This window comes from Gemmatimonadetes bacterium SCN 70-22 (assembly GCA_001724275.1).
Classification (GTDB): domain Bacteria; phylum Gemmatimonadota; class Gemmatimonadetes; order Gemmatimonadales; family Gemmatimonadaceae; genus SCN-70-22.
Genome location: MEDZ01000006.1, coordinates 121,787 through 144,065, shown reverse-complemented (window position 1 = coordinate 144,065; position 22,279 = coordinate 121,787). Strand labels below are relative to the sequence as shown.

The following is a 22,279-nucleotide window of genomic DNA, read 5'->3' as shown; positions in this document are numbered from 1 at the left end:
CGCGCTCGGCCACGGCTGCGGGAGCGGCGGTGAGCGTCGCGGCGCCCCCCCCTTCACCACGAGGCTCGCCCCCCGCATCGGCACGCCGCTCGTACCCGCCCTCCGTCCGGGGCGTCGCCGGTGGAGGACGCAGCTGCGAGGCCACGCCCGGAGGAGGAGCGACGCGCCCCCCTTCGCTGGCGCGTGGTGTCTCCACCGGCGTCTCGACCGGCGTCTCGCGACGCGGAGCCCCGTCCGGCCGCCTCCCCGGATCACCCGCCACCGGGGGAGCTGCGCGATACCCTCCACGCACCTCCCCACCGGTCGGTGCCGGACGCGCAGGGGGCGGTGGCCTCACCGCCCCTCCCCCGGCGCCACCGCTCCCGCCCCCGCCAACCTCGCGCAGCACGGCCTCGAGGTCGAGGGTCCGATCGAGGAGGGCGAAGCGGAGCAGGAGCGTCTCGAGCAGGAGCTGCTGCTGCGCGCTGCGGCGAAAGCGCGGCTCGATCTCGGCGACGGCGTTGAGCATGCGGACCAGGTCGCCCGGCGAGAGACGCCCCTTTCGCTGCTGCAGCCCCTCGCGCGCGGCGGCGCTGACGTCCACCCGCGTCGCGCCCAGCGTCACCGCCAGCTGCGCGCGCAGCATGTCGCCCAGCCCGGCCAGGAACTGTCCCAGGTCGACCCCCAGCTCGACCAGGCGCCCCACCGTCTCGAACACGTCACCCGCCCGGCGCTCGGCGATGACGTCGAGGATGGCCAGGTACTCGTCCTCGGCCACCAGCCCCAACGCCTCGCGCACGCGCGACGCGGTCACCCCGCCATCGCCTAACGCGAGTACCTGGTCGGTGAGCGAGAGGGCGTCGCGCATCGACCCGTCGGCCGCCCGGGCGATCATGCCCAGCGCCTCGGGCTCGGCGCCGACCCCCTCTTCGGCGAGCACCGCCGACACGCGCTCGCGGATGTCGGCGGGGCTCATGCGCCGGAAGTCGAAGCGTTGCAGCCGCGACAGGACCGGGGCGGCCGACTGGGCGATCTTCTGCGGTTCCGTCGTGGCGAAGACGAAGACGACACGCGGCGGCGGCTCCTCGAGGATCTTCAGGAGCGCGTTCCACGCCTCGCGCGTGAGCATGTGCGCCTCGTCCACGATGTAGACCTTGTAGCGCCCCGCCCCCGACGGGGCGTACATCGCGCGCTCGCGCAGGTCGCGCGCGTCGTCCACCCCGCGGTTCGAGGCCGCGTCGATCTCGACCACGTCGAGCGACGCCCCCCCGCTCCAGATGCGCTGGCAGCTGGGGCACTCGCCACACGGCTCGCCATCGGCGCGCTTGTTCTCGCAGTTGAGCGCCATGGCCAGCACACGCGCCAGCGTCGTCTTCCCCACTCCACGCGGCCCGCACAGGAGGTAGCCATGCGCCACGCGCCCGCGCGCGATCGCCCCCTTGAGGGTGTTCGACACGTGGGACTGCACGGCCACGGTGGCGAAGTTGCGAGGGCGGTACTTGCGGGCGAGGGCTAGCACGAAACCGGACGGGAGACGAGAGTCGGGAGTCGGGAGTGCGCGGCTGCACCGCGCGCGGCGTCCACCTTCACTTCCGTCTCCTGAAATTGGCCCGCGCGCGTGAGTGACGGGAGGGCCGTCAAAGAAACTCGCGCGGGGCTCCTGGCCGCCTGGCCGAGCACCCGCGCGAATACTCCAGGTCTGACGAAGCAACGCGAGACATCGCGTACCGCTGCTACCTTCGGGGTCCTCACGGGGTTGGCGCGCTTACGCCCTCCGGGACCTGGAGCGAGGGGAAAGCTAGCGGGGTGCCCACCCCCCGACAACCGCCGGCACGGCGGCTATCGCTTCGGGATCACGGGCCACTCGCTCGTGTCGCCGAGTGCGCGCCACGCGTCGTCGAGCCCCGCCAGCACCGCCTCGGCCGCCTGCTCCACCTGCGCCGGCGTCACGTCGAGATGCATGACGGCCCGCACGCGCGTCGGGGTCCAGACCCCCACCCGGACACCGTGTTCGGCCACGCGACGCACCACGTCGTGCGCCGAGAGGCCGGGGGTGAGGTCGATCATCACGATGTTGCTCTCCGGCGGGACGACGCTGGCCGCGATCGCGCGATCCACGATCGACGCGAACCGCGTGGCCTTCTCGTGATCCTCGTGGAGCCGGCCGAGATTGTGCTCCAGTCCGTACAGCGCCCCCGCCGAGGCGATCCCGCTCTGGCGCATCACCCCTCCCAGGCGCTTCCGGTTCTCGTTGGCGCGCTCCATGAGCGCCTCCGAGCCGACGAGCGCGGCGCCGATCGGGGCGCCGAGCCCCTTCGAGAAGGAGACCATCACCGTGTCGGCATGCTGCGCGAAGTCGCGAAGCGGCGTCCCGGACGCGGCCGACGCGTTCCAGAGCCTCGCCCCGTCGAGGTGGATGGCGCAGCCGTGATTGCGCGCCACGTCGTGCATCGCCTTGATCCCCGCCAGCGGCGTGACGAGCCCCCCGGCGCCGTTGTGCGTGTTCTCCAGGCAGACGAGCGAGGGGCGCGGACTCCCCGTCAACGGGGGGCGGAAGCCGCGCTCCAGTGCCTGCGCATCCATCATCGGCCCCTCGCCATGCACGGTGCGCAGCTGCGCCCCGGCGAGCGCCGCCGCCCCCGCCAGCTCCCAGTCGTTGATGTGCGAGCCGAAGTCGGCGTACAGCTCGGTGCCGCGCTCGCAGTGCGTCAGGATGGCGCACTGATTGGCCATCGTCCCGCTCGGAAAGAAGAGGGCGCGCTCCTTGCCCAGGAGCGCCGCCACCTTCTCCTCGAGGGCGCGCGTGGTGGGGTCGCCGTCGAGGACATCGTCGCCGACCTCGGCCTCGGCGATGGCGCGGCGCATGGCCGGCGACGGCCTGGTGACGGTATCGGAACGGATGTCGATGGTCATGAGGTGGGGGCGTGAAGAGCGCGGGGGAGGCGGATTGTATCCAAAAGTAATCGAGACGGGGCGCGCGGTCGTGGCCTACGATTCCAGCGACTCGCGCTGCATCCGGCGCACGCGCCTCAGCTCGTATGCCTGGGAGATCTCGGCGCCAAGGATGAAGATCAGCGCGGAGTAGTAGGTCCAGAACACGAGCGAGACGAGGGCGTAGAGCGTGCCGCCATAGACCGAGCCGGGGTCGTACGACCGGGTCAGCGCCGTCCACGCGTTCCGGGCCACCTCGAAGAGGATCGCCGTCGAGAGCGCCCCCACGGTGGCCTGCTGCCAGCGGATGTGCCGATGGGGGAGGTACTTGTACAGCGCCCAGAAGATGGCGACGATGAAGGCGAAGGCGATCGCGCGCCCGATGACATACTCCACCCCGCCCATGAGGTCCTCGCGCAGCCCGACGGCCACGAGGAAGTCGATGCCGCGCGAGGTGGCCAGCGCGAGGTAGGCGCTGAGCCCCAGGTAGGCGACCAGGAGGATCGAGGAGTAGACCGTCATCTTCACGTCGAACCACTTGCCGGCGATGATGCCGCGCATGGTCTCGATGTCGAAGACCTCGGCGAGTACGCTCCGCAGCGAGCCGAAGAGCCGCGTCGAGAACCAGACGAAGGTGATGGACGCCCAGAGGCCCACGGCACCGCGCGCCTGGATGACGTCGTCGAAGAGGCGATGGATGGGCGAGTCGGCCGTCTCCGCGTGGGGCGGCAGGAAGCGGTCGACCAGGGCCCGCACCTCGAGCAGCGACGCTTCGGGCGTCAGCCGCAACGCGTAGACGACGCCCGAGATGACGAGGAGGACGAAGGGGACGGACGCGAGGAGGATGTTGAAGGCGATCCCCCCGGCGAGGAAGAAGATGTCGTCCTCGCCGCTGTTGACCCAGACGCGGCGCACGTAGTCGGCAAGGGCGCCCGACCCTCGCGCGAGCGTCGAGGCGGTGCGCCGGTCAGCCGGCGTCGCCGCCGCGTCCCGGGATGGGGCCTTCATCCACCGCCCGCTGCGCATCGGCCAGTCGCCGCTCGAGTTCGTGGCGTGCGTCGCGCGCCGCTTCACGCCCCTCGTCCACCGCCCGCGCGAGCTCACGCCGCTTGTCCCGGATGGCGCGCCGCGTCTCGTCCAGCTTGTCCTCGATGGACTCGCGCGCCTCGTCCACGAAGTCGCGACCGCGGGCCAGGGTCTCGTCGGCGACGCCGCGGGCGCGCTCGCGCAGGTCGTCGGCGCGCTCGCGCAGGTCGCCCGCATACTCCCCGGCGCGGCGGCGCGCCCGGCGCGCCTTGCGCCGGATGGCCTGCCGCGTCTCGAGTCCGCTCTGCGGCGCGAAGAGCATCGCCAACCCCGCGCCGATGGCCATCCCTGCCAGCAGGGCGCCCATCGTCGAGCCGGAGCGACGCTCGATGATCACGCGATCGTCATCAGTGGTGGTGCGAGCCATGGGACCCTCCTGGGCACGTGTCCGATGTGGGCTCAGTCGCTGAGCGTGGCGTCGTCGGGGGCGGCTTCCACCACGATGTGTCCGGCCGTGCCGGGCATCGGGCGATGGATCGCCAGCGGCTTGACGGTCTGCTTCACCGCCGCCCTGGTGCCGCCGATGGCGAGCTGGGTGAAGAGGAAGGAAAACTTCGCGTCGTATGCTGCAGCCAGTTTGTCCTTGATGTCCGCGTCGAGGTTCCAGAGCGCCTGCTTGAACGGCCCCAGCGCCTTCTTGCGCGTCTTGTAGTAGAACTGCTCGTCCGAATCGGTGGCCTTGCGCTCGTCCTTCGCGTTCTCGCGCAACCAGGCGTAGATCTCCTCGCGCAGCGCCGCCGGGAGGTGATCGTACAGCATGTTCTGGAAGTTCGTGGCCAGGTGGATCTCGGCCGTCTCGGTGCGCGGGAAGTGATGGAAGGCGTCGTCGGGGAGCGTCGAGGCGCCGTGCTGCACGGCCCCGCTCATCCCGTACTCCTCGCGCGCCACCTTGGACAGGTCCTCGAGCGTCTTGAGGTCGAGCTTCACGTCGGCAATGGAGCCGTCGGGGCGGACGATCCCGCCGTGCGACGTCCCCGACTGCACGGAGATCTTCGACAACCCCACCGTCCCCGGCGCCAGGCGCGCCAGCGTGCGGTTGAAGCCGTCCATGAAGGCGCGCAACTCGGGGACGGTGGAGTTCTCGGTCCCCACCTCCCCGATCTCCCCGCCGATCGAGATGGTGACCCCCTGCGGCTCCCGCGATCGCACGTACGTCGTGATCTCGGCGCACACCTCGTAGTTCTTGCGCTGTTGGTCATCGAGCGATGCGTGCGCCAGGTCGACGAGCGTGGAAGTGTCGACGTCGATGTTGTAGAAGCCCGCCGCGATCGCCTCGTCCGCCAGCTTCTTGACGTTGTCGACCTCACCCTGCGGGTCGGCCGCGTACTTCTTGTGGTTGACCTGGAAGTGGTCTCCCTGGATGAAGAGCGGGCCGCGGAACCCCTCACGCAAGGCGGCACCGATCAGGACCGCGACGTACTCGCTCGGGCGCTGGTCGGTGTAGGCGATCTCGGAGCGGGCGATCTCCAGGATGAAGGCGCCGGCGTCCATCTGCCGCGCGACCCGGAAGATCGACCGGGCGGTGTCGTACGTGGCACCGCGGACGTTGATGGCGGGGACGGTGAAGCCGCGCAGCTCGCCCCGCCCGCGTGCCATGTACAGGTCATGGATCGAGGCCGGGCGAACCCCCGCCGCCTGCCCCAGCTCCCACAGGAGCCAGCGCGCGTAGTCGCGCGCCGTGGCGTCGCCGAAGACGGCGTCGCGCACCACACCATCGAGCTTGTCGCCGTGCAGCACCGACGGGTCGTGGACGGTGATGGCCGAGTCGACTCGAGTCACGGCGAGGCCGAGCGCGGGGTGGGCGGCCACGGGAGCAGCTGCAGGCATGGACGGGCGCTGGAAAGGGAGGTCTGGTGTGTCGTCGGGCACAAAGATACGCCGAAGTCGGCCCCCGTGCATGACCTACATGGGGGCAGAGGGGAATCACCCGATGATGCGCTCGGGATTGGGCTTGGGGAGCCGCGCGAACTCGTCGCGCGCCGCCTCGAAGCCGGGGCGCCCCATCATGCCGTAGGTGAAGCGCTTGCCCAGCTCCACGCCGGGCTGGTCGAACGCATTCACCCCGTAGAGCGCCCCGGCGTAAGCGGTCGCGATCTCCAGCAGCATGACCAGCGCCCCCAGGTGCCAGGGGTCGACCGCCGGGAGCGAGAGGGTCATGCTTGGCCTCCCCCGCGAGGCGAGCGCCCCCGCCGTGGCCCGGCGCTCGATGTTGAGCAATTCCCACAGCGAATGGCCGCCCAGGTACGCCAGGTCGGCGACGTCGCCGTGCGCCCCGGGAATCGTCACGTCGAGCGCCGGCTGCTCCACGGCGACGAAGGTGACCGTCTTGTCGAGCGGACCCTCCATGAAGAGTTGCACCTGCGAGTGCTGGTCGGTGGCGCCGAGGGCGGGGACGGGCGTCGGCCCCACGTGCTCCCCATCCCCGCTCACCTTCCCGAGGCTCTCGGCCCACAGCTGCACGAACCACGCGGCGATGTCGCGCAGGGGGTCGGCGTACGGCATCAGGACGTGCACCCGCTTTCCTCCCTTGGTGTCGGCCAGCCACTGGAGGGTGGCGAACGTCCCCGCCGGATTCCGCGCCAGCTCCGAGGTCGCACAGCGCCGTACCATGTCGCCGGCGCCGGCCAGGAGCGACTCGATGTCGATGCCCACGAGGGCCGCGGGGAGGGTGCCGACCGGGGAGAGGACGCTGAACCGCCCCCCGACGTTCGCCGGGATGTCGAGCGCGGCGAACCCCTCGCGCCTGGCAATGGGGCGCAGCGCCCCCTTCTCCGGGTCGGTCACGAAGACCAGGTGCCGCGCCAGCGGCAGCGCCTGCGCCTCCAGGCGCGCGCGCACCACCAGGTACTGCGCCATGGTCTCGGCGGTCCCGCCCGACTTCGAGACGACCAGGAAGAGCGTGTCCGCCAGCTGCACGCGGTCGAGGACGGCGCCGATGGTGACCGGGTCCACGTTGTCCAGCACGTGCAGGCGCGGGTATCCGGCGCGCGCGGCGGCGTCGAGCCCGTTCCACTGCGGTGCGCAGAGGGCGTTCCGGAGGGCGATGGGCCCCAGCGCCGACCCGCCGATCCCGAGGAGGACCACGTCGCGCCATGCCCCGCGCGCGCCAGCGGCAAACTCGAGGACCTGGGTGGCGAGGTCACGCCGCCGCGGCAGGTCGAGGAATCCCAACTCTCCCGCGGCATGGCGCGCCGCCACCGCGGCGTGCGCGGCGGCGAACGTCCCCTGCGCAGCGGCGAAGGCCCCCGGCGCGACGCCGCCGGAGGCCGCGTCGGTGAGCATGAACGTGTAGTCGAGCGTGAGGGTCATGATCGTGGGCCTCCCCGTGGTGTGACCGGCCCGCGCCGGCGGGTGCGCATCAGATCTCCACTACCAGTCCGTCGTAGGCGGGCTGGACGCCTGGCGGGAGCTCTCCTTCCAGCTCGGCGTGCGACGTCTCGTGCGTGAGATGGATCAGGTACGTGCGCTCGGCGCCGATCTCGCCCGCCACCGCCACCGCCTCGTCGATGCTCAGGTGCGTGGGGTGCTGCCGTCGGAAGAGCGCGTTGAGGACGAGGACGCGCACCCCTCGCAGGCGCGCGATCGCCTCCGCCGGAACGGACTTGGCATCGGTCACGAACCCGAGCGCCCCGACGCGAAACGCCAGGACGCGCATCCGGCCATGCGGGAGGGCGATCGCCTCCACCGCGGCGTCGCCGACCTGCACGACGTCCCCGTCGCGAATCGGGCACGGCGCGCCCTCGGGTTTCGAGGTCCCCGGGAGCGGGAGCATGCGCTCGTCGAAGATGTACGGGAAGCGCTGCGCCAGGCGCGCCAGCACCTCGGGCTCGGCGTACATCGGCAGCGGCGCGCGCTGCCGCACGGTGATCGCGCGCAGGTCGTCGATGCCGTGGATGTGATCGGCGTGGTCGTGCGTGAAGAACACCGCGTCCACCCGGTCGATGCCCGCCTGCACCAGCTGCAATCGCAGCTCGGGCGGGGTGTCGATCAACAGCCGCGTCCCCTGGTCCGTCTCGATCACCGCCCCGATGCGCGTGCGCCGGTCGCGGGGGTCGGGCGACCGGCACACGGCGCACCCGCACCCGATGATCGGGATCCCGAAGCTGGTCCCGGTGCCCAGGAACGTCAGCTTCACACCGTCTCGACCTTGAGCAGGTTCGTCGTCCCGGGGACATCGAACGGGACGCCCGCCGTGACGATGACCTTGTCCCCCTCGCTGGCCAGCCCGCGCTGGACCAGCGCGCGCCGCGCACTGTCCAGCATCTTCTCGTACGTATCCGCCGGCGGGACGAGCAGGGGAACCACCCCCCAGACCAGCGCCAGCTGGTTGAAGGTCTTCGGGGCGTCGGTCAGGGCGAAGATCGGGACCCCCGGGCGATGCGACGACACCATCCGGGCGCTGAACCCGCTCTTGGTGAAGACGATGACGAGCCGCGTCCCCAGCATCCGGACCGCCGTCACCACCGCCGCCGCGATCGTCTCCTCCGTGGTCGCCGTCCCCAGCGCATTCCGCCGTTCCTCGCGCCGCGGGGGCTGGTGGTGCTCGATCTCGGCGATGATGCGCTGCATCGCTTGCACGGCGAGCCTGGGATAGCTTCCCGACGCCGTCTCCGCCGAGAGCATCACCGCATCGGTCCCGTCGAGGATCGCGTTGGCCACGTCGCTCGCCTCGGCGCGCGTGGGGCGCGGGTTGTGGATCATCGACTCCAGCATCTGCGTCGCCGTGATCACGGGGCGCCCCAGCTGCCCCGCCAGCCGGATGATCCGCTTTTGCACGAGCGGCACTTCCTCGAAGGGGAGCTCCACGCCCAGGTCGCCCCGCGCCACCATCACCGCGTCGGCGGCACGCAGGATCCCCTCGATGTTGGCCAGCGCCGTGTCCTTCTCGATCTTCGCGACGATCAGCATCCCCTTGGGGAGCATCGACCGGAGCTGCGCGATGTCCTCGGCGCGACGCACGAAGCTGAGGGCGATGTAGTCCAGCCCCTGCTCCACCGCGAACTGGGCGTCGGCGCGATCCTTGTCCGTGATCGACGGCGCCGAGACGGCCACGCCGGGGAGGTTGAGCCCCTTGTGGCTCCTGATCATGCCGCCGTACACCACGCGCGCCGTGATGCGCGGCTTGTTCACCTCGAGGACGACCAGCTCGATGAGTCCGTCGTCCACGAGGATGCGATCGCCGACCCGTACGTCATCGGCGATGTGTTCGTAGGTGACGGGGAGCTCGCCCGCCGCCGCCTCGTCCTCGAAACAGAGGACGAGGTCCTCACCCGCCTGCACGGTCACCGGGGCCGCGAGGTCGCCCATGCGGATGCGCGGCCCCTGCAGGTCGCCGAGGATGGCGACCGGACGTTCCCGTTCCGCCGCCAGCTGCCGCACGAGCGCGATCGTGCGGGCATGCTGCTCGTGCGTTCCGTGCGAGAAGTTGATGCGCGCCACGTTGAGCCCCGCATCCATGAGGGCAGCGATGGCCTCGGGGGTGGATGTGGCGGGACCGAGCGTGCAGACGATCTTGGTGCGGGGAATGCGGGAATTCGAGGACAAGGCGACCGATGGACGAGGGGAGCGACTTTCTTGACTAACGATCAAATGCACCCCCCGTCCCGACCCGGGCGGGGGACCGGGGGGAGCCTCAGCTCCGCACCAGCGACTTGCCGAGCGCCGAGGCCTTGCGCTCGAGCCCCTCGAGCAGCGAGTCGAACGACTTCTGGAACGAGGCGAGTCCATCGACCAGGAGCTTGTCGGTGACCTCCTGAAGGTGCACGCCGGCCTGCGCCAGGTCGTGGAAGAGCTGCTCGGCGGCCGTCCAGTCCGCGTCGACGGTGCGGGCCGTCACGCCATGGTCGCGGAACGCCTCCATCGTGACGGGCGGCATCGTGTTGATCGTGTCGGGACCGATGAGCGCCTCCACGTACAGCACGTCGCGGTAGGCGGGGTTCTTCGAACTGGTGCTGGCCCAGAGCGGGCGCTGCACCCGCGCCCCCGCCGCGCGCAGGCGCTCCCAGCGCTCGCCGGCGAACTTCTGGGTGAAGAGGCGATACGCGAGCCTCGCGTTGGCGACCGCGGCGCGGCCGCGCAGGGCGAGGATCCCGTCGCGCAGCGCCTCCGGGGCGCTGGCGGCGATCGCGTTCAGGCGCTTGTCGACCTCGGTGTCCACCCGGCTGACGAAGAACGACGCGACCGAAGCGACGTGGTCGATGGCGTGTCCCGCAGCATGGCGATCCTCGAGACCGCCGAGGTAGGCGTCGATGACCCGCGCGTGCGCGTCGATCGCGAAGAGGAGGGTGAAGTTGACGTTGATCCCGTCGGCCATCAGGCGGCGCGCAGCCATCGCCCCGTGCACGGTGCCCGGAACCTTCACCATCACGTTCGGCCGCCCCACCGTGGCCCACAGGCGTTGCGCCTCCTCCACCGTCGCCTGTGCGTCGTTGGCCACCCCCGGCGAGACTTCGATCGAGACGTAGCCGTCGAGCCCGTTGGAATCGCGGTAGACGCCGGCAAAGAGGTCGCATGCCGCGCGGACATCGTCCGTCTCCAAGAGCTCGAACAGCTCCCACGGCGAGAGGTCACCCGTGACCGCGGCGATCTGCTCGTCGTACTCCTTCCCTTCGGCCAGCGCCTTCTCGAAGATCGTGGGGTTGGAGGTCATCCCCATCAGCGCATCGTCGCGAATCAGGCGCTCGAGCGCCCCGTTTCGCAGCATGGCGCGGTCGATGTAGTCGAGCCAGACGGACTGGCCGGCGGCATGAAGGGCGCGGAGGGGGGTGGACATGATAGACGAGAAGACGAGAAGACGAGAGGACGAGGTGACCAACTTCGGAATCTAGCCTCGGGACGGGGGGGAATCGACGCTGTTCGGGCCGAAAGCGCCGCGGCGCCCCGCGAAGGAATCGCGGGGCGCCGCTGGGGTCGCCGGAAAGATGTCGAGGAGCGGTTCGCCCCTACTTCACCGACCACGCAACCGAGTGCTCGAGCGTCCCCCAGGCGAAGCGAAGCTCGCCGTTGGCCCCCTCGCCGCTCGGGATGAGCCAGATGGTCAGCGACTCGATGGGCGTCGCGAGCGTCCGCTCCGTGAGGGGGATGCGGGCCAGGTCCATCGACTGGTCGTACTCCGTTCCCCACTGCCCGGTCTTCTTGCTGACGATCAGCTTCCACGCCCCCTTGGTCGTCTCGGCGAAGAGCGTGTAGCTCCCCTTCGGCACCGTCGTGCCGCCGATATCGAGATCCACCTCGGTCACGAGCGTCGTCGCCTCGTTGGCCCCGAGGCGCCAGACCTTGCCCAGGTCGGGAGCGAGGGCACCGGCCACGGCGCGGCCCCGGGCGTGGGGGACGCCGTAATCGATGCTGATCCTGAACGGCTTCGGCGCGGCCTGTCCCTGCACGCGGGGCGCGGAGACGGTGACGACGGTCGTCGCGCGCCCGCTGGCCGCGGCTCGAAGGTTCCCCTGCGCCGCGAGGGGAGCGGCCGCGGCGAGCGAGATGGCGATCACCGGGGCGAGGGTACGAAAGGGGCTCATTCGACGAGAGTCTCGAGTGAAGGACGTACAAAGATGGCGAGGGAGGAATGTCGCCGGGGGGGCTGGCCGCGCGCAACCGATCTCGGGAGAGGCGCCGGGGGAGGTCGTGGCGAGGGGCGTCAGGGACACGGAGGGGGCCGGGCGTCTTGTTCCCACGCATCGCGCACACGGCCGATGCTGCATCCATACAGCAACCCCTTCAGGACGATGCCGGATCTTCGAATCACGCCCCGCTCGCGACGCGCCTTCGTGGCCCTCTCCATCGGCGCCGCCTCGCTGCTCGCCGCCTGCGGCGACGACACCACCTCCCCCGGAAACGATCAGGAGGCGCTGTTCACCGTCCAGGTGGTGAACGAGACGTTCAAGGTCCGGGTCAGCAATGCCGCTGCCGTTGCCGCCATGCGGGGACGCATGCAGGCGGGGACGGAAGGGGTGATCATCGGCCAACTCGCCAGCGGCAATGGTGGCTTCAACACCGGGTACGGTTGGCACCTGGATCCCGCGACCGTCGCCGTGGTCGACGCGGCGATCGAGGTCTGCGACGGGCGCCCGAGCGACGTGCAGGGCGATCTCCCTTACTGGCTGAACACGGTCAAGAGCTACTGCCCGTGGGGGGCCAAGGTGATAGCCGAACAGTAGCCGGTGCTTGCCGGCGCGGGGGGCGAGGGCGCAACGTTGCGGCGATCCGACGTCGACCTCCCCACCCCCCGGAGCACCTGCATGCCCCGCGCATTCCGATTCGTCCTCGCCATGGCGACCGTCGCCGCCCTCGCCGTGGCGGCCATCGCCGCCGCCACCACGTCCGCCGAGGCACAGGGCACCCGGGGCGCACGTCCCGACCCGCGGCTGGAGAAGCTCAAGGCCGAGGCGCTCACCAAGGTCGATGCGCGTGCCACGCTCGTCCAGCAGATCATCGACCAGGTCTTCTCGTTCGGCGAGCTGGGAATGCAGGAGTTCGAGACGTCGAAGTACCTGACGGGGATCCTGGAGCAGGCCGGTTTCGCCGTCGAACGGGGGACGGCGGGGATGCCGACGGCGTGGGTGGCGCGGTGGGGGTCGGGCAAGCCCGTCATCTCGTTAGGTTCGGACATCGACGGCATTCCCCAGGCCAACCAGAAGCCGGCCTTCGCCTATCGCGATCCCATCGTCGCCATGGCCCCCGGGCACGGCGAGGGGCACAACTCCGGGCAGGCGGTGAACATCGCGGCGGCGCTCGTGGTGAAGGAGATCATGGAGCGGGAGAAGCTCCCGGGCACCCTGGTCCTGTGGCCCGGCGTCGCCGAGGAGCAGCTGGCGGGGAAGGCGCACCTGGTGCGGGCGGGCGTCTTCAAGGACGTCGACGTCACGCTGTTCACGCACGTCGGCTCCGACCTGTCGGTCGCCTGGGGGCGCTCCGGCTCGCTGGCCATGATCTCGGCCATCTTCAAGTTCCGCGGGCAGACCGCGCACTCCGCCGGCGCGCCGTGGCGCGGGAAGTCGGCGCTCGACGCCGCCATGCTGATGGGACAGGGATGGGAGTACAAGCGCGAGCACCTCGAGCCGCAGCAACGCTCGCACTACATCATCCGCGACGGCGGCGACCAACCCAACGTCGTCCCGCAGACCGCGAGCATCTGGTTCTACATCCGCGAGCGCGATCACGAACGCGTGGTGCGCAACTTCGAGGCGGCCAAGCGCATCGCGCAGGGCGCCGCGATGATGACCGACACCAGGCTCGACACGATCCAGGTGGTCGGCTCGGCGTGGGACGTGCACTTCAACAAGGCCGTGGCCGAGGCCGCATTCGCCAACATCAAGCGCGTGGGGCTCCCGAAGTGGGACGAGAAGGACCAGCTCCTCGCCCGGTCGCTGCAGAAGGAGATGGGGGCGCCCGACAGCGGGCTGGCGACCAGGATCGACAGCCTCTCCGGCCCGCCGCCCGACAACGTCGTGTATGGCGGCTCGGACGACATCGGCGACATCTCGTGGAACGTCCCGACCATCACACTGTCCTATCCGTCCAACATTCCCGGGACGCCGGGACACAACTGGGCCGACGCCATCGCCATGGCGACGCCCATCGCGCACAAGGGCGCGGTGGCGGGTGCCAAGGTGCAGGCGCTCACGATGCTCGACCTGCTGCTGACGCCGAAGATCGTCGCCGACGCCTGGACGTACTTCAACACCGTCCAGACGAAGGACCGGAAGTACCAGTCGTTCCTCGGCCCTAACGACGGACCGCCGACCTTCCTCAACGAGGAGATCATGGCGCGGTGGCGGCCGCTCATGCGGAAGTACTACTACGACCCGGCCAGGTACGGGACGTACCTGGAGCAGCTGGGGATCACGTATCCGACGTTGAAGCCGGCGATCCAATAGAACGGGAGAAGACGAGAAGACGAGGAGACGAGAAGACGAGGGGGACGACGGTGGGAGCGCATCGGGCCGCGCGCCATCTCGGTCCCCGCTCGTGTCCCCGCTCCGCTCCCCTTCCCGCCCCCCTTGCGCGCGCCAGTCGCCCCGGCGGACGTCCTCCCAACACGCGTCCGCCGCTCGGCGTAACGACAAGAGAACGACGCTCCTCACCACCCCCAACTCCCTCCCCCCATGCGCCGCTGGCTGTCCGCCGTCGTGCCGTCCGCCTTCGTGCTGACCGCACTCGTCAGTGCCCCTGCCGCCCTCCCCGCCCAGAAGGCCCCCCGGCCCGACCCGCGCCTCGAGAAGCTCAAGGCCGAGGCGCTCACGAAGATCGACGCCCGGGCCAAGCTCGTGCAGGAGATCATCGACCAGGTCTTCTCGTTCGGCGAACTCGGGATGCAGGAGTTCGAGACCTCGAAGTACCTCACGGGGCTCCTCGAGGCGAACGGCTTCACGGTGGAACGCGGCGTGGCCGGGATGCCGACGGCCTTCGTGGCGACCTGGGGGTCGGGGAAACCGGTCATCGCGTTAGGCTCGGACATCGACGGGATTCCGCAGTCCAACCAGAAGCCGGCCTTCGGCTTCTTCGAGCCGCTCGTCCCCGGCGCCCCGGGACACGGTGAGGGGCACAACTCCGGCCAGGCGGTGAACATCGCCGCCGCCCTGGTGGTCAAGGAGATCATGGAGCGCGAGAAGATCCCGGGGACGCTCAAGATCTGGCCCGGCGTCGCCGAGGAGCAGGTGGCGGGCAAGGCCCACCTCGTGCGCGCCGGCGTCTTCAAGGACGTCGACGTCGCCTTGTTCACCCACGTCGGGAACAACCTCGGCGTCTCGTGGGGGCAGTCGGGCTCGAACGCGATCGTCACGGCGCTCTTCCGCTTCAAGGGGCAGACGGCGCACTCGGCCGGGGCCCCGTGGCGCGGCAAGTCGGCGCTCGACGCGGTCATGCTGATGGGCCAGGGGTGGGAGTTCAAGCGCGAGCACCTCGAACCGGCCCAGCGCTCGCACTACGTGATCGTGGACGGCGGCGACCAGCCCAACGTGGTCCCGCAAACCGCCTCCATCTGGTTCTACATCCGCGAGCGCGACTACGATCGCGTGCAGGCCAACTTCGAGGCCGCCAAGCGCATCGCCCAGGGGGCGGCGATGATGACCGACACGAAGCTCGACACGGTCATGATCCTCGGCTCGGCGTGGAGCGGGCACTTCAACAAGGCGATCGCGCAGGCGACCTACGACAACATCAAGCGGGTCGGCCTGCCCAGGTGGGACGAGAACGACCTCGCCCTCGCCAAGGCGATCCAGAAGGAGCTCGGCTCGCGCCAGCAGGGACTCGAGACGCAGGTCGACTCGCTCGGCGGGCCGGTAGACATGTCGCGCTCGTTAGGCGGCGGCTCCGACGACATCGGCGACGTGTCGTGGAACGTCCCGACCGTCACGCTGCGCTACCCGTCGAACATCCCGGGACTCCCCGGGCACAACTGGGCCAACGGCATCTCGATGGCCACGCCGATCGCCCACAAGGGCGGCGTCGCCGGAGCCAAGGTGCAGGCGCTCACCCTGCTCGACATCCTGCTGACCCCCAAGCTGGTGGCCGACGCCTGGGACTACTTCAACAACGTCCAGACCAAGACCACCAAGTACAAGTCGTTCCTCGGCCCCAACGACGGCCCGCCGACCTGGCTGAACGAGGAGATCATGGCCAAGTACCGGCCGTTGATGAAGCCCTACTACTACGACCCCAGCAAGCACTCGAGCTACCTGGAGCAGCTCGGAATCAAGTATCCGACGGTGAAGCCGATCGCGCAGTAGGAGAAGACGAGAAGACGAGAAGACGAGAAGACGAGAAGACGATTCTCGTCTTCTCTCGTTCAGGCGGAGGTTTCGGGGATGCGACGACCGCCGGGTGGCGATCAATCGGTCGCAATCGTCCTATCTCGGGCGGGTGGTGCTGGCCGTATGGTGAGGGTCGGCTAATCCAATGCGGGCCGGGCGCGCCCTGCCCTCCCTGATCCGAGCTCCCTCCGCAGGGCGTTCACGCGGTGCGCAAGCGGGAACGCCGCCTCGGTGGCGCACTTGCCTAACCGAACGATAAGTCGAACTTGCCGTCCCCCTCCCGTTTGGCCATTTATAGAATTGTGAGCATCTCCGACCGACCGTATCGTGATTCATGGCCCGGGCGCACGCGAGTGCTCCCGCCGGGCAGCATCCGGGACGAGGTGAGCGTAACACTCCGTTCCCGGCGCGCGGGGCGTGTCCCCGCAACTCACAACCTTGTCGTCTGACATGATCGATCCATCGCGTTTGCCGCAGGTCATCCAGGGTGGGATGGGGATTGCCGTCTCGAGCTGGCGCCTGGCCCGAGCCGTCGCCTCGGCGGGGCAGCTCGGCGTGGTGTCGGGCACGGCCATCGACAGTGTCCTCGTCCGGCGTCTTCAGGACGGTGACCTGTGCGGCAGCGTGCGCCGGGCCATGGAGAAGTTCCCGATCCCCGACGTCACCGCGTACGTGATGCGTCGGTTCTTCAAGCCCGAGGGGCGCGCACCGGGGGAGGCGTACCGGATGCTCCCGATGTACCGCCAGACGATGAGCCCACTGCGCCAGCAGATCACGATGCTGGCCTCGTTCGTCGAGGTCACGCTGGCCAAGGAGGGGCACGACGGGATGGTGGGGATCAACCTCCTCACCAAGGTCCAGATGCCCAACCTCCCCACGCTCTACGGCGCGATGCTCGCCGGGGTGAACGTCGTCCTGATGGGCGCGGGGATCCCGCGCGAGATTCCCGCGGCGCTCGACAACATGGCGCACCACGAGGTGGCGACCATGAAGTTCGACGTCGAGGGACTCCCGGCCGGGCAGGCGGAGTACCTCACCTTCGACCCGCGCAAGCACAACCCGACCGCGGGCCAGTCGCTCGATCGCCCGCTCTTCTTCCCCATCGTCTCGGCGGCCTCGCTGGCGCACACGCTGGCCCGGAAGTCGAACGGTCGCGTGGACGGCTTCGTGGTCGAGGGGCCGACCGCTGGCGGGCACAACGCCCCGCCGCGCGGCGCGTTGCGCCTGTCGGAATCGGGCGAGCCGATCTACGGCGAGCGCGACGAGGTCGACATGGGGGCGATGCGCGAGATCGGCCTCCCGTTCTGGCTGGCCGGCGGCGCCGGCTCGCCCGAAGGGCTCGATCACGCGCTGTCCGTCGGCGCCCACGGGATCCAGGTGGGGACGCTCTTTGCCTACAGCGAGGAAGCGGGCTTCTCCACGGACGTGAAGCGCACGATCGTCACCGCGGCGGCGGAAGACCGGGTGAGCGTTCGCACCGAGGTGCGCGCCTCGCCCACCGGCTATCCGTTCAAGGTGGCGCAGGTCGACGGCCTCCCGGTGCTGCACCAGCCGCGCACCCGCGTCTGCGACCTCGGCTACCTGCGCTCGGCGGTGCACAATCCCGACGGCGGCATCACCTACCGCTGCGCCGCCGAGCCGGTGGACCAGTACGTCAAGAAGGGAGGCGCACTCGAGGACACCGAGGGGCGGCAGTGCCTGTGCAATGCCCTCATGTCGAGCATCGGCATGGGGCAGGAGCGCGACGGCTACGTGGAGCCGCCCATCGTGACCAGCGGCGACGACGTCAAGTACCTGAAGCGTTTCCTGCAGGGGCGTGACTCGTACCGTGCAGCGGACGTGATCGCGTACCTCACGCGCTCGGCGCTCGTGACGGCCTGACGCACCCCCCGGCATCACCCCCGCGGGTGACGGACGCCCGCAGCGACCCGACCGGTCGCTGCGGGCGTTTCGCGTCCGGCCGCGGGAGCTACGGCAATCGCCACATCACCGCCCCGTCCTGGCGGGTGACCGGCACGAGGCCGCGCTGCGGGGCGCCGAGTCCCTGCACCAGGAGGCGGTGCAGGTCGTCGCGAAACCTGTCCGAGGCGAACGGGTTGTGGCCAAGCGCGTCGGTGTCGTCGTAGCTGATCTCGACGGTCTCCACCCCTCGCGCGAGGGTCGCGAAGCGCCCACCGAGGCCGAGGCGACGCTCGCCATTGCTCCCCCACGATGACCACAGGGCAACGTCGGCAGCCGTCGCGTACACCGTCACGCGCGAGGCGCGCGCGCGCAGCGAGGGGAGGACGCCCTGCACGAACTCGCCGGCCGCGAGGTCGGGGGCGATGAAGACGACGTCTCCCAACCCGAGTGGCGCGCGGGCGGCATCGAGCGAGCGCAGGGCCGCGGCGAGCACCTCTCCCCCCATGCTGTGCACCACGACCGACACGCGCCGTCCCCCGGCGACATCCCGGAGTTCGGCGAGGGTGCGCGCCAGCTGCACGCCGGCGGCGCGGGCGGCCTGCTGGTCCAGGCGATAGCTCGCCAGCGCGCCGTCGGAGGGCCAGGAGAAGAGGACGAGGGCGCCCGGGTACTGCATCCCCGCGACGAGCCGCGCCGCGCGCGCCACCGCCCCCTCGAACGACGTGTTGTACCCGTGCACGAAGACGAGGACGTCGCCCGCCGGCGCCAGCGACAGGGCGGCGCGCAGGCGTGCATCGAGCGCGAGCGAGTCCAGCGGCTCGCCCCCCCTGATGGAGAGCTGCGTGGCATCGCTGCGGGCAAAGTTCCCGCGCACCGAGCGCATGAACGGCGTCCGTGACGCCTCCCCCGAGCGCCGGAAGTCGCCGGCCGGGACATTCACGGTCAGCATCCCCCGCGCGAGCGAGTCGAGCGCGGCGCCCCCGAACGCCCCGCCAGCTGCCGCGCCCGCGCCCCCCGCGCGATTGGTCACGAAGGGGAGCGTCACCAGGACCGGGATGGCGTCGGCCGAGGTCCAACGATCCACAACCGTCAGGCGCGCGGTCGCCGCCTGGGTCGTGGCTCGCCCCTGACGGTCGGTACACGTCGCGAGGATGAGGACGCTCCCCGGCTCGGGCATGTGCCGCATCGCCGGGCCTTCCCCCAGCAGGCGTCCGTCGTCGGTGCTCCAGCGGATCGCGCTGATGGGGCCGTCCTCGCGGTCGGTACAGGCGCCCGCCAGCGAGAGCACGGTCCCATACCGGACCTCGCCGGCCGCGATGTTGCTACTGACGGAGAGGGTCGGCGGAAGGTTGACGCCACTGGCCGGCGCGGCGGCGGGCGAGGCGAGCGGCGGGGGTGGAGGGGGAGGCGGCGCGACCCGTGGGGCGCACGCCGCCAGGGCGAGCAGGAGGAGCGCCGGCGACCACGGGTGCGCACCAGCGCCCGTGGTTGGCGCGTGCGTCGCTGGCCGCGCCTGCACACCCGCGCCTGCGCCGGCCCTCGTGACTCGCGCCCCCTGCGGCGCCGCAGTCGGTTGCGCGTTGGTCGGCCGGCCACTGGTCATGATCGGTAAGCTAGCGGCATCCACGCCCGACTTCTCCCGGCTTAGATTCACCCGCTCTCCCCTTCCCCGCCCATGGCGACTCCACCGACCCCGCGCCCGCTCCCCATCCTGCGGGCCATGATCGATGCCCTGGACCACGACCTGCTCCAGATCGTGGCCCGGCGCATGGCGCTGGTGGCCGAGGTGGCCGCCGCCAAGCGCGCGGCCGGGGTGAAGATCCGCGACGCGCAACGCGAGCACGACGTGCTGGCCGATCGCTCGCGACTGGCCGACGAGCTCGGGCTGCCACGCGGGGAGATCGAGTCGCTCTTCCGGCTCCTGTTGCGCGCCAGCCGCGACCACCAGGCCGCGCTGCGCGCCGAGGTCCCGCCCGACGAGTCCCCGCGGACCGTGGCGATCATCGGCGGGCGCGGCAAGATCGGAGCGGTGATGGCGCGGCTCTTCGCCGACCTCGGGCACCGGGTCCTGGTGGTGGACGTCGACACCGAGTTGCGGGCGGCGGAGGCCGCGGCCGCCGCCGACGTGGTGGTCATCAGCGTCCCGATCGACGTGACCGAAGGCGTGGTCCGCGACGTGGGCCCGCACGTGCGTGACGACGCGCTCCTGATGGACGTGACGAGCGTCAAGGAGGCGCCGATGCGCGCGATGCTCGCCTCGACGCGCGGGAGCGTCGTCGGGACACACCCGATGTTCGGTCCCAGCGTGCACACGCTGCAGGGACAACGCATCGTGATGTGCCGGGGACGCGGCGATCGCTGGGCCGACTGGGTGGCCCACACCCTCACCGCGCGCGGACTCGTGGTGACCGAGACCACGCCGCAGCAGCACGACCGCGCCATGGCGGTGGTGCAGGTCCTCAACCACTTCCAGACACAAGTCCTCGGGCTCACCCTCGCACGGCTCGGGATCCCCCTCGAGGAGACGCTGCGCTTCACCTCGCCCGCGTACCTCCTGGAGCTGTACGTCGCCGCCCGCCACTTCGCGCAGTCGCCGGCGCTCTACGGCCCCATCGAGATGCGCAACCCGCGCAGCGGTGAGGTGACGCACGCCTTCGCGGCGGCGGCGCGTGAGCTGGGGGAGATCATCGCCACCGGCGACCAGCCGGCCTTCGACGCGATGTTCGACGAGGTTCGCACATTCTTCGGCGACTTCACCCGCGAGGCGCTGGAACAGTCGTCGTTCCTCATCGATCGGATCGTCGAGCGGGCCTAGCAGCGCACGCCGATGACGGCGACGGCATGTGACGGGCGTCGGGCCCGCGCGCCGTTACCGCTCCCCCGGGCGCACCGACCGGCCGGTGCCGACGGATGACCGGTCGCCCCCGTGCAGGGCCAGGCTTCCGTTCACCACGACCGCGGTGATGCCGACGGGATACTGGAACGGCTGCTCGTAGGTCGCGGTGTCCGCCACGCGTTGGGGATCGAACACCACGATGTCGGCCGCCAGGCCGGCCTTCAGCATCCCGCGATCGGTGATCCCGAGGCGACGGGCGGGGAAGGCCGACATCTTGTGGATGGCCTGTTCGAGCGAGAGCGCCTTGCGTTCGCGCACGTAGCGCCCGAGGACGCGCGGAAAGCTCCCCAGGCCGCGCGGATGCGGGCTCCCCCGGCGCGTCGGGCCGTCGATCGCGAAGGCGCCGCCATCGCTGCAGACCATCCCCAGCCGATGGGCCAGGATGCGGTCCAGGTTCTCCTCGCTCATCGCGAAGCCGACCATCCCCACGTTCCCGTCGCTCCGGCGCAGGAGCCCCACGGCCACCTGGTAGGGATCCATGCCTAACGACCCGGCGTGCGTCCCGAGCCGCTTCCCCTCGGCGTCGCGATCCTCGGGAGCGCGCACCGAGGCGATGTGCACGTTCTCCCACCCGCCGATCAGCTCCACCTTGGCCAGCGTCTCCTCGCGGATGCGGGGCGCCACCTGCGCGTCGTCCAGGCGCGCGAGGAAGGCCGCCGTCCCGCCATCACGGCTCCAGACCGGGAAGAGGTTCGTGAGCCCCGTCTGGTAGGCCGTGTAGGGATAGCGGTCGAAGGCGACATCGACGCCATCGCGATGCGCCCCCTCGATGCGCCGGAACGCCTCGTCGAGCCGGGACCAGTTGCGCGGCCCCTGCGTCTTGAGGTGGGCGACCTGCAACGGGCAGCGCGCCCCGCGCGCCACGGCGATGGACTCGTCGATGGCGTCGAGGAGCCGGTCATCCTCGTTGCGCATGTGCGTGGCGTACGGAAGGCGGCGCGCCGCCAGCGGGCGGCAGAGCGCGACGAGCTCCTCGAGCGGGGCGAAGGCGCCGGGCGTGTACTCGAGACCGGACGACGCACCGCAGGCACCATCGGCCAGCGCCCGCTCGACGAGCGACACCATGCGTGCCATCTCGCTCGCGGTAGCCGGGCGGTCGTCATCGCCGACCACCGTGGCGCGCACCGTCCCCAGCCCCACCATCGCCGCCACGTTCACCGCCGGACGCAGCGCGTCGACGGACGCGAACCAGGCGGCGAAGGACCCGCCGTCCGGGGGATCGCCGGGACGCCCCGCCTCGCCCCACGCCCGCGACCCGCCGTCCTGGCCGCCGACGAGCGTGGTGACGCCCTGGCGCACCACCGACTCGGCACGCGGGTCTGCGCGCAGGTTGCCGTCGCCGTGCGAGTGGATGTCGATGAAGCCGGGGGCGACCACGAGCCCGCGTGCGTCGATCTCCTGGCGTCCGCGTTCGCCACGGCGGCCGCCGACGGCTGCAATGCGATCGCCCCGAACCGCCAGGTCGCCCTCCCGTCCCGCCCCGCCGCTCCCATCGTGGATCGTCCCGCCGCGAATCACCAGGTCGTACTCGTCGCGGCGTGTCCAGATGGCAGGAAAGCCCGCGAGGGCGAGGACGGCCCCGCTCCCCGAAGCGACGAACGCGCGACGCGTGGGCGGCGGCGGAAGGGGACGCGAGTGGGGTGCGGACATGCGCGATGGGCTGGAAGTATCCTGCGAATTACGCCGAACAGGAGACTATGCGTTGACGGCAGCGGAGGCGCCAGCTGGCGCGAGA

17 protein-coding genes and 1 other RNA gene are annotated in these 22,279 nt (G+C 70.7%); 5 read left to right on the top strand and 13 right to left on the bottom strand.

Going from position 1 to position 22,279, the window contains the following annotated elements:
- The 11 genes from ABS52_05290 to ABS52_05240 form a co-directional block, all read right to left on the bottom strand.
- On the bottom strand, positions 1–1,498 hold a 1,498-nt coding region (locus tag ABS52_05290; GenBank protein ID ODT04447.1), incomplete at its 3' end, for a DNA polymerase III, subunit gamma and tau.
- 170 nt (positions 1,499–1,668) lie between these two features.
- Positions 1,669–1,765, bottom strand: an RNA gene (gene ffs / locus ABS52_05285) — signal recognition particle sRNA small type.
- Between the two features lie 53 nt (positions 1,766–1,818).
- On the bottom strand, positions 1,819–2,892 hold the full coding sequence (locus ABS52_05280; protein ID ODT04446.1) for a hypothetical protein: 1,074 nt from the start codon (positions 2,890–2,892) through the stop codon (positions 1,819–1,821).
- Positions 2,893–2,967: 75 nt separating this feature from the next.
- Complete coding sequence (locus ABS52_05275; GenBank protein ID ODT04445.1) at positions 2,968–3,918, bottom strand: hypothetical protein; 951 nt, start codon at positions 3,916–3,918, stop codon at positions 2,968–2,970.
- A complete protein-coding gene (locus ABS52_05270; protein ODT04444.1) occupies positions 3,878–4,363 on the bottom strand; it encodes a hypothetical protein in 486 nt (161 codons plus the stop codon). The genes ABS52_05275 and ABS52_05270 overlap by 41 nt, the downstream gene beginning before the upstream one ends.
- Before the next feature lie 32 nt (positions 4,364–4,395).
- Positions 4,396–5,823, bottom strand: coding sequence for an aldolase (locus ABS52_05265; protein ID ODT04443.1), 1,428 nt, complete (start codon positions 5,821–5,823; stop codon positions 4,396–4,398).
- Positions 5,824–5,919: 96 nt separating this feature from the next.
- Positions 5,920–7,305 (bottom strand): hypothetical protein, encoded by a 1,386-nt coding sequence (locus tag ABS52_05260; protein ID ODT04442.1) that lies wholly within the window; start codon positions 7,303–7,305, stop codon positions 5,920–5,922.
- A gap of 49 nt (positions 7,306–7,354) precedes the next feature.
- Entirely contained in the window at positions 7,355–8,131 is a 777-nt protein-coding gene (locus tag ABS52_05255) for a hypothetical protein (GenBank protein ODT04441.1), read from the bottom strand.
- Complete coding sequence (locus tag ABS52_05250) at positions 8,128–9,522, bottom strand: pyruvate kinase (protein ODT04459.1); 1,395 nt, start codon at positions 9,520–9,522, stop codon at positions 8,128–8,130. Before ABS52_05250 ends, ABS52_05255 begins: the two co-directional genes overlap by 4 nt.
- 106 nt (positions 9,523–9,628) lie before the next feature.
- Positions 9,629–10,768 (bottom strand): transaldolase, encoded by a 1,140-nt coding sequence (locus ABS52_05245; GenBank protein ID ODT04440.1) that lies wholly within the window; start codon positions 10,766–10,768, stop codon positions 9,629–9,631.
- Positions 10,769–10,937: 169 nt separating this feature from the next.
- Positions 10,938–11,513, bottom strand: a complete 576-nt coding sequence (locus tag ABS52_05240; GenBank protein ODT04439.1) for a hypothetical protein — start codon at positions 11,511–11,513, stop codon at positions 10,938–10,940.
- A 174-nt stretch (positions 11,514–11,687) separates the two neighbouring features.
- On the opposite strand from ABS52_05240, the gene ABS52_05235 reads away from it, so the two are divergent.
- From ABS52_05235 to ABS52_05220, 4 genes are all read left to right on the top strand, one after another.
- Positions 11,688–12,152 (top strand): hypothetical protein, encoded by a 465-nt coding sequence (locus ABS52_05235; protein ODT04438.1) that lies wholly within the window; start codon positions 11,688–11,690, stop codon positions 12,150–12,152.
- Positions 12,153–12,296: 144 nt separating this feature from the next.
- Entirely contained in the window at positions 12,297–13,871 is a 1,575-nt protein-coding gene (locus ABS52_05230; protein ODT04458.1) for an amidohydrolase, read from the top strand.
- 228 nt (positions 13,872–14,099) lie between these two features.
- On the top strand, positions 14,100–15,722 hold the full coding sequence (locus tag ABS52_05225; GenBank protein ID ODT04437.1) for an amidohydrolase: 1,623 nt from the start codon (positions 14,100–14,102) through the stop codon (positions 15,720–15,722).
- 516 nt (positions 15,723–16,238) lie between these two features.
- Entirely contained in the window at positions 16,239–17,627 is a 1,389-nt protein-coding gene (locus ABS52_05220) for a 2-nitropropane dioxygenase (GenBank protein ID ODT04457.1), read from the top strand.
- Between the two features lie 88 nt (positions 17,628–17,715).
- Here ABS52_05220 and ABS52_05215 read toward each other — a convergent pair whose 3' ends face one another.
- Entirely contained in the window at positions 17,716–18,936 is a 1,221-nt protein-coding gene (locus tag ABS52_05215) for a hypothetical protein (protein ID ODT04436.1), read from the bottom strand.
- Positions 18,937–19,323: 387 nt separating this feature from the next.
- On the opposite strand from ABS52_05215, the gene ABS52_05210 reads away from it, so the two are divergent.
- Positions 19,324–20,463, top strand: coding sequence for a hypothetical protein (locus ABS52_05210; GenBank protein ID ODT04435.1), 1,140 nt, complete (start codon positions 19,324–19,326; stop codon positions 20,461–20,463).
- 54 nt (positions 20,464–20,517) lie between these two features.
- Here ABS52_05210 and ABS52_05205 read toward each other — a convergent pair whose 3' ends face one another.
- Positions 20,518–22,092, bottom strand: coding sequence for a hypothetical protein (locus tag ABS52_05205; protein ODT04456.1), 1,575 nt, complete (start codon positions 22,090–22,092; stop codon positions 20,518–20,520).
- Positions 22,093–22,279 lie beyond the last annotated feature (187 nt).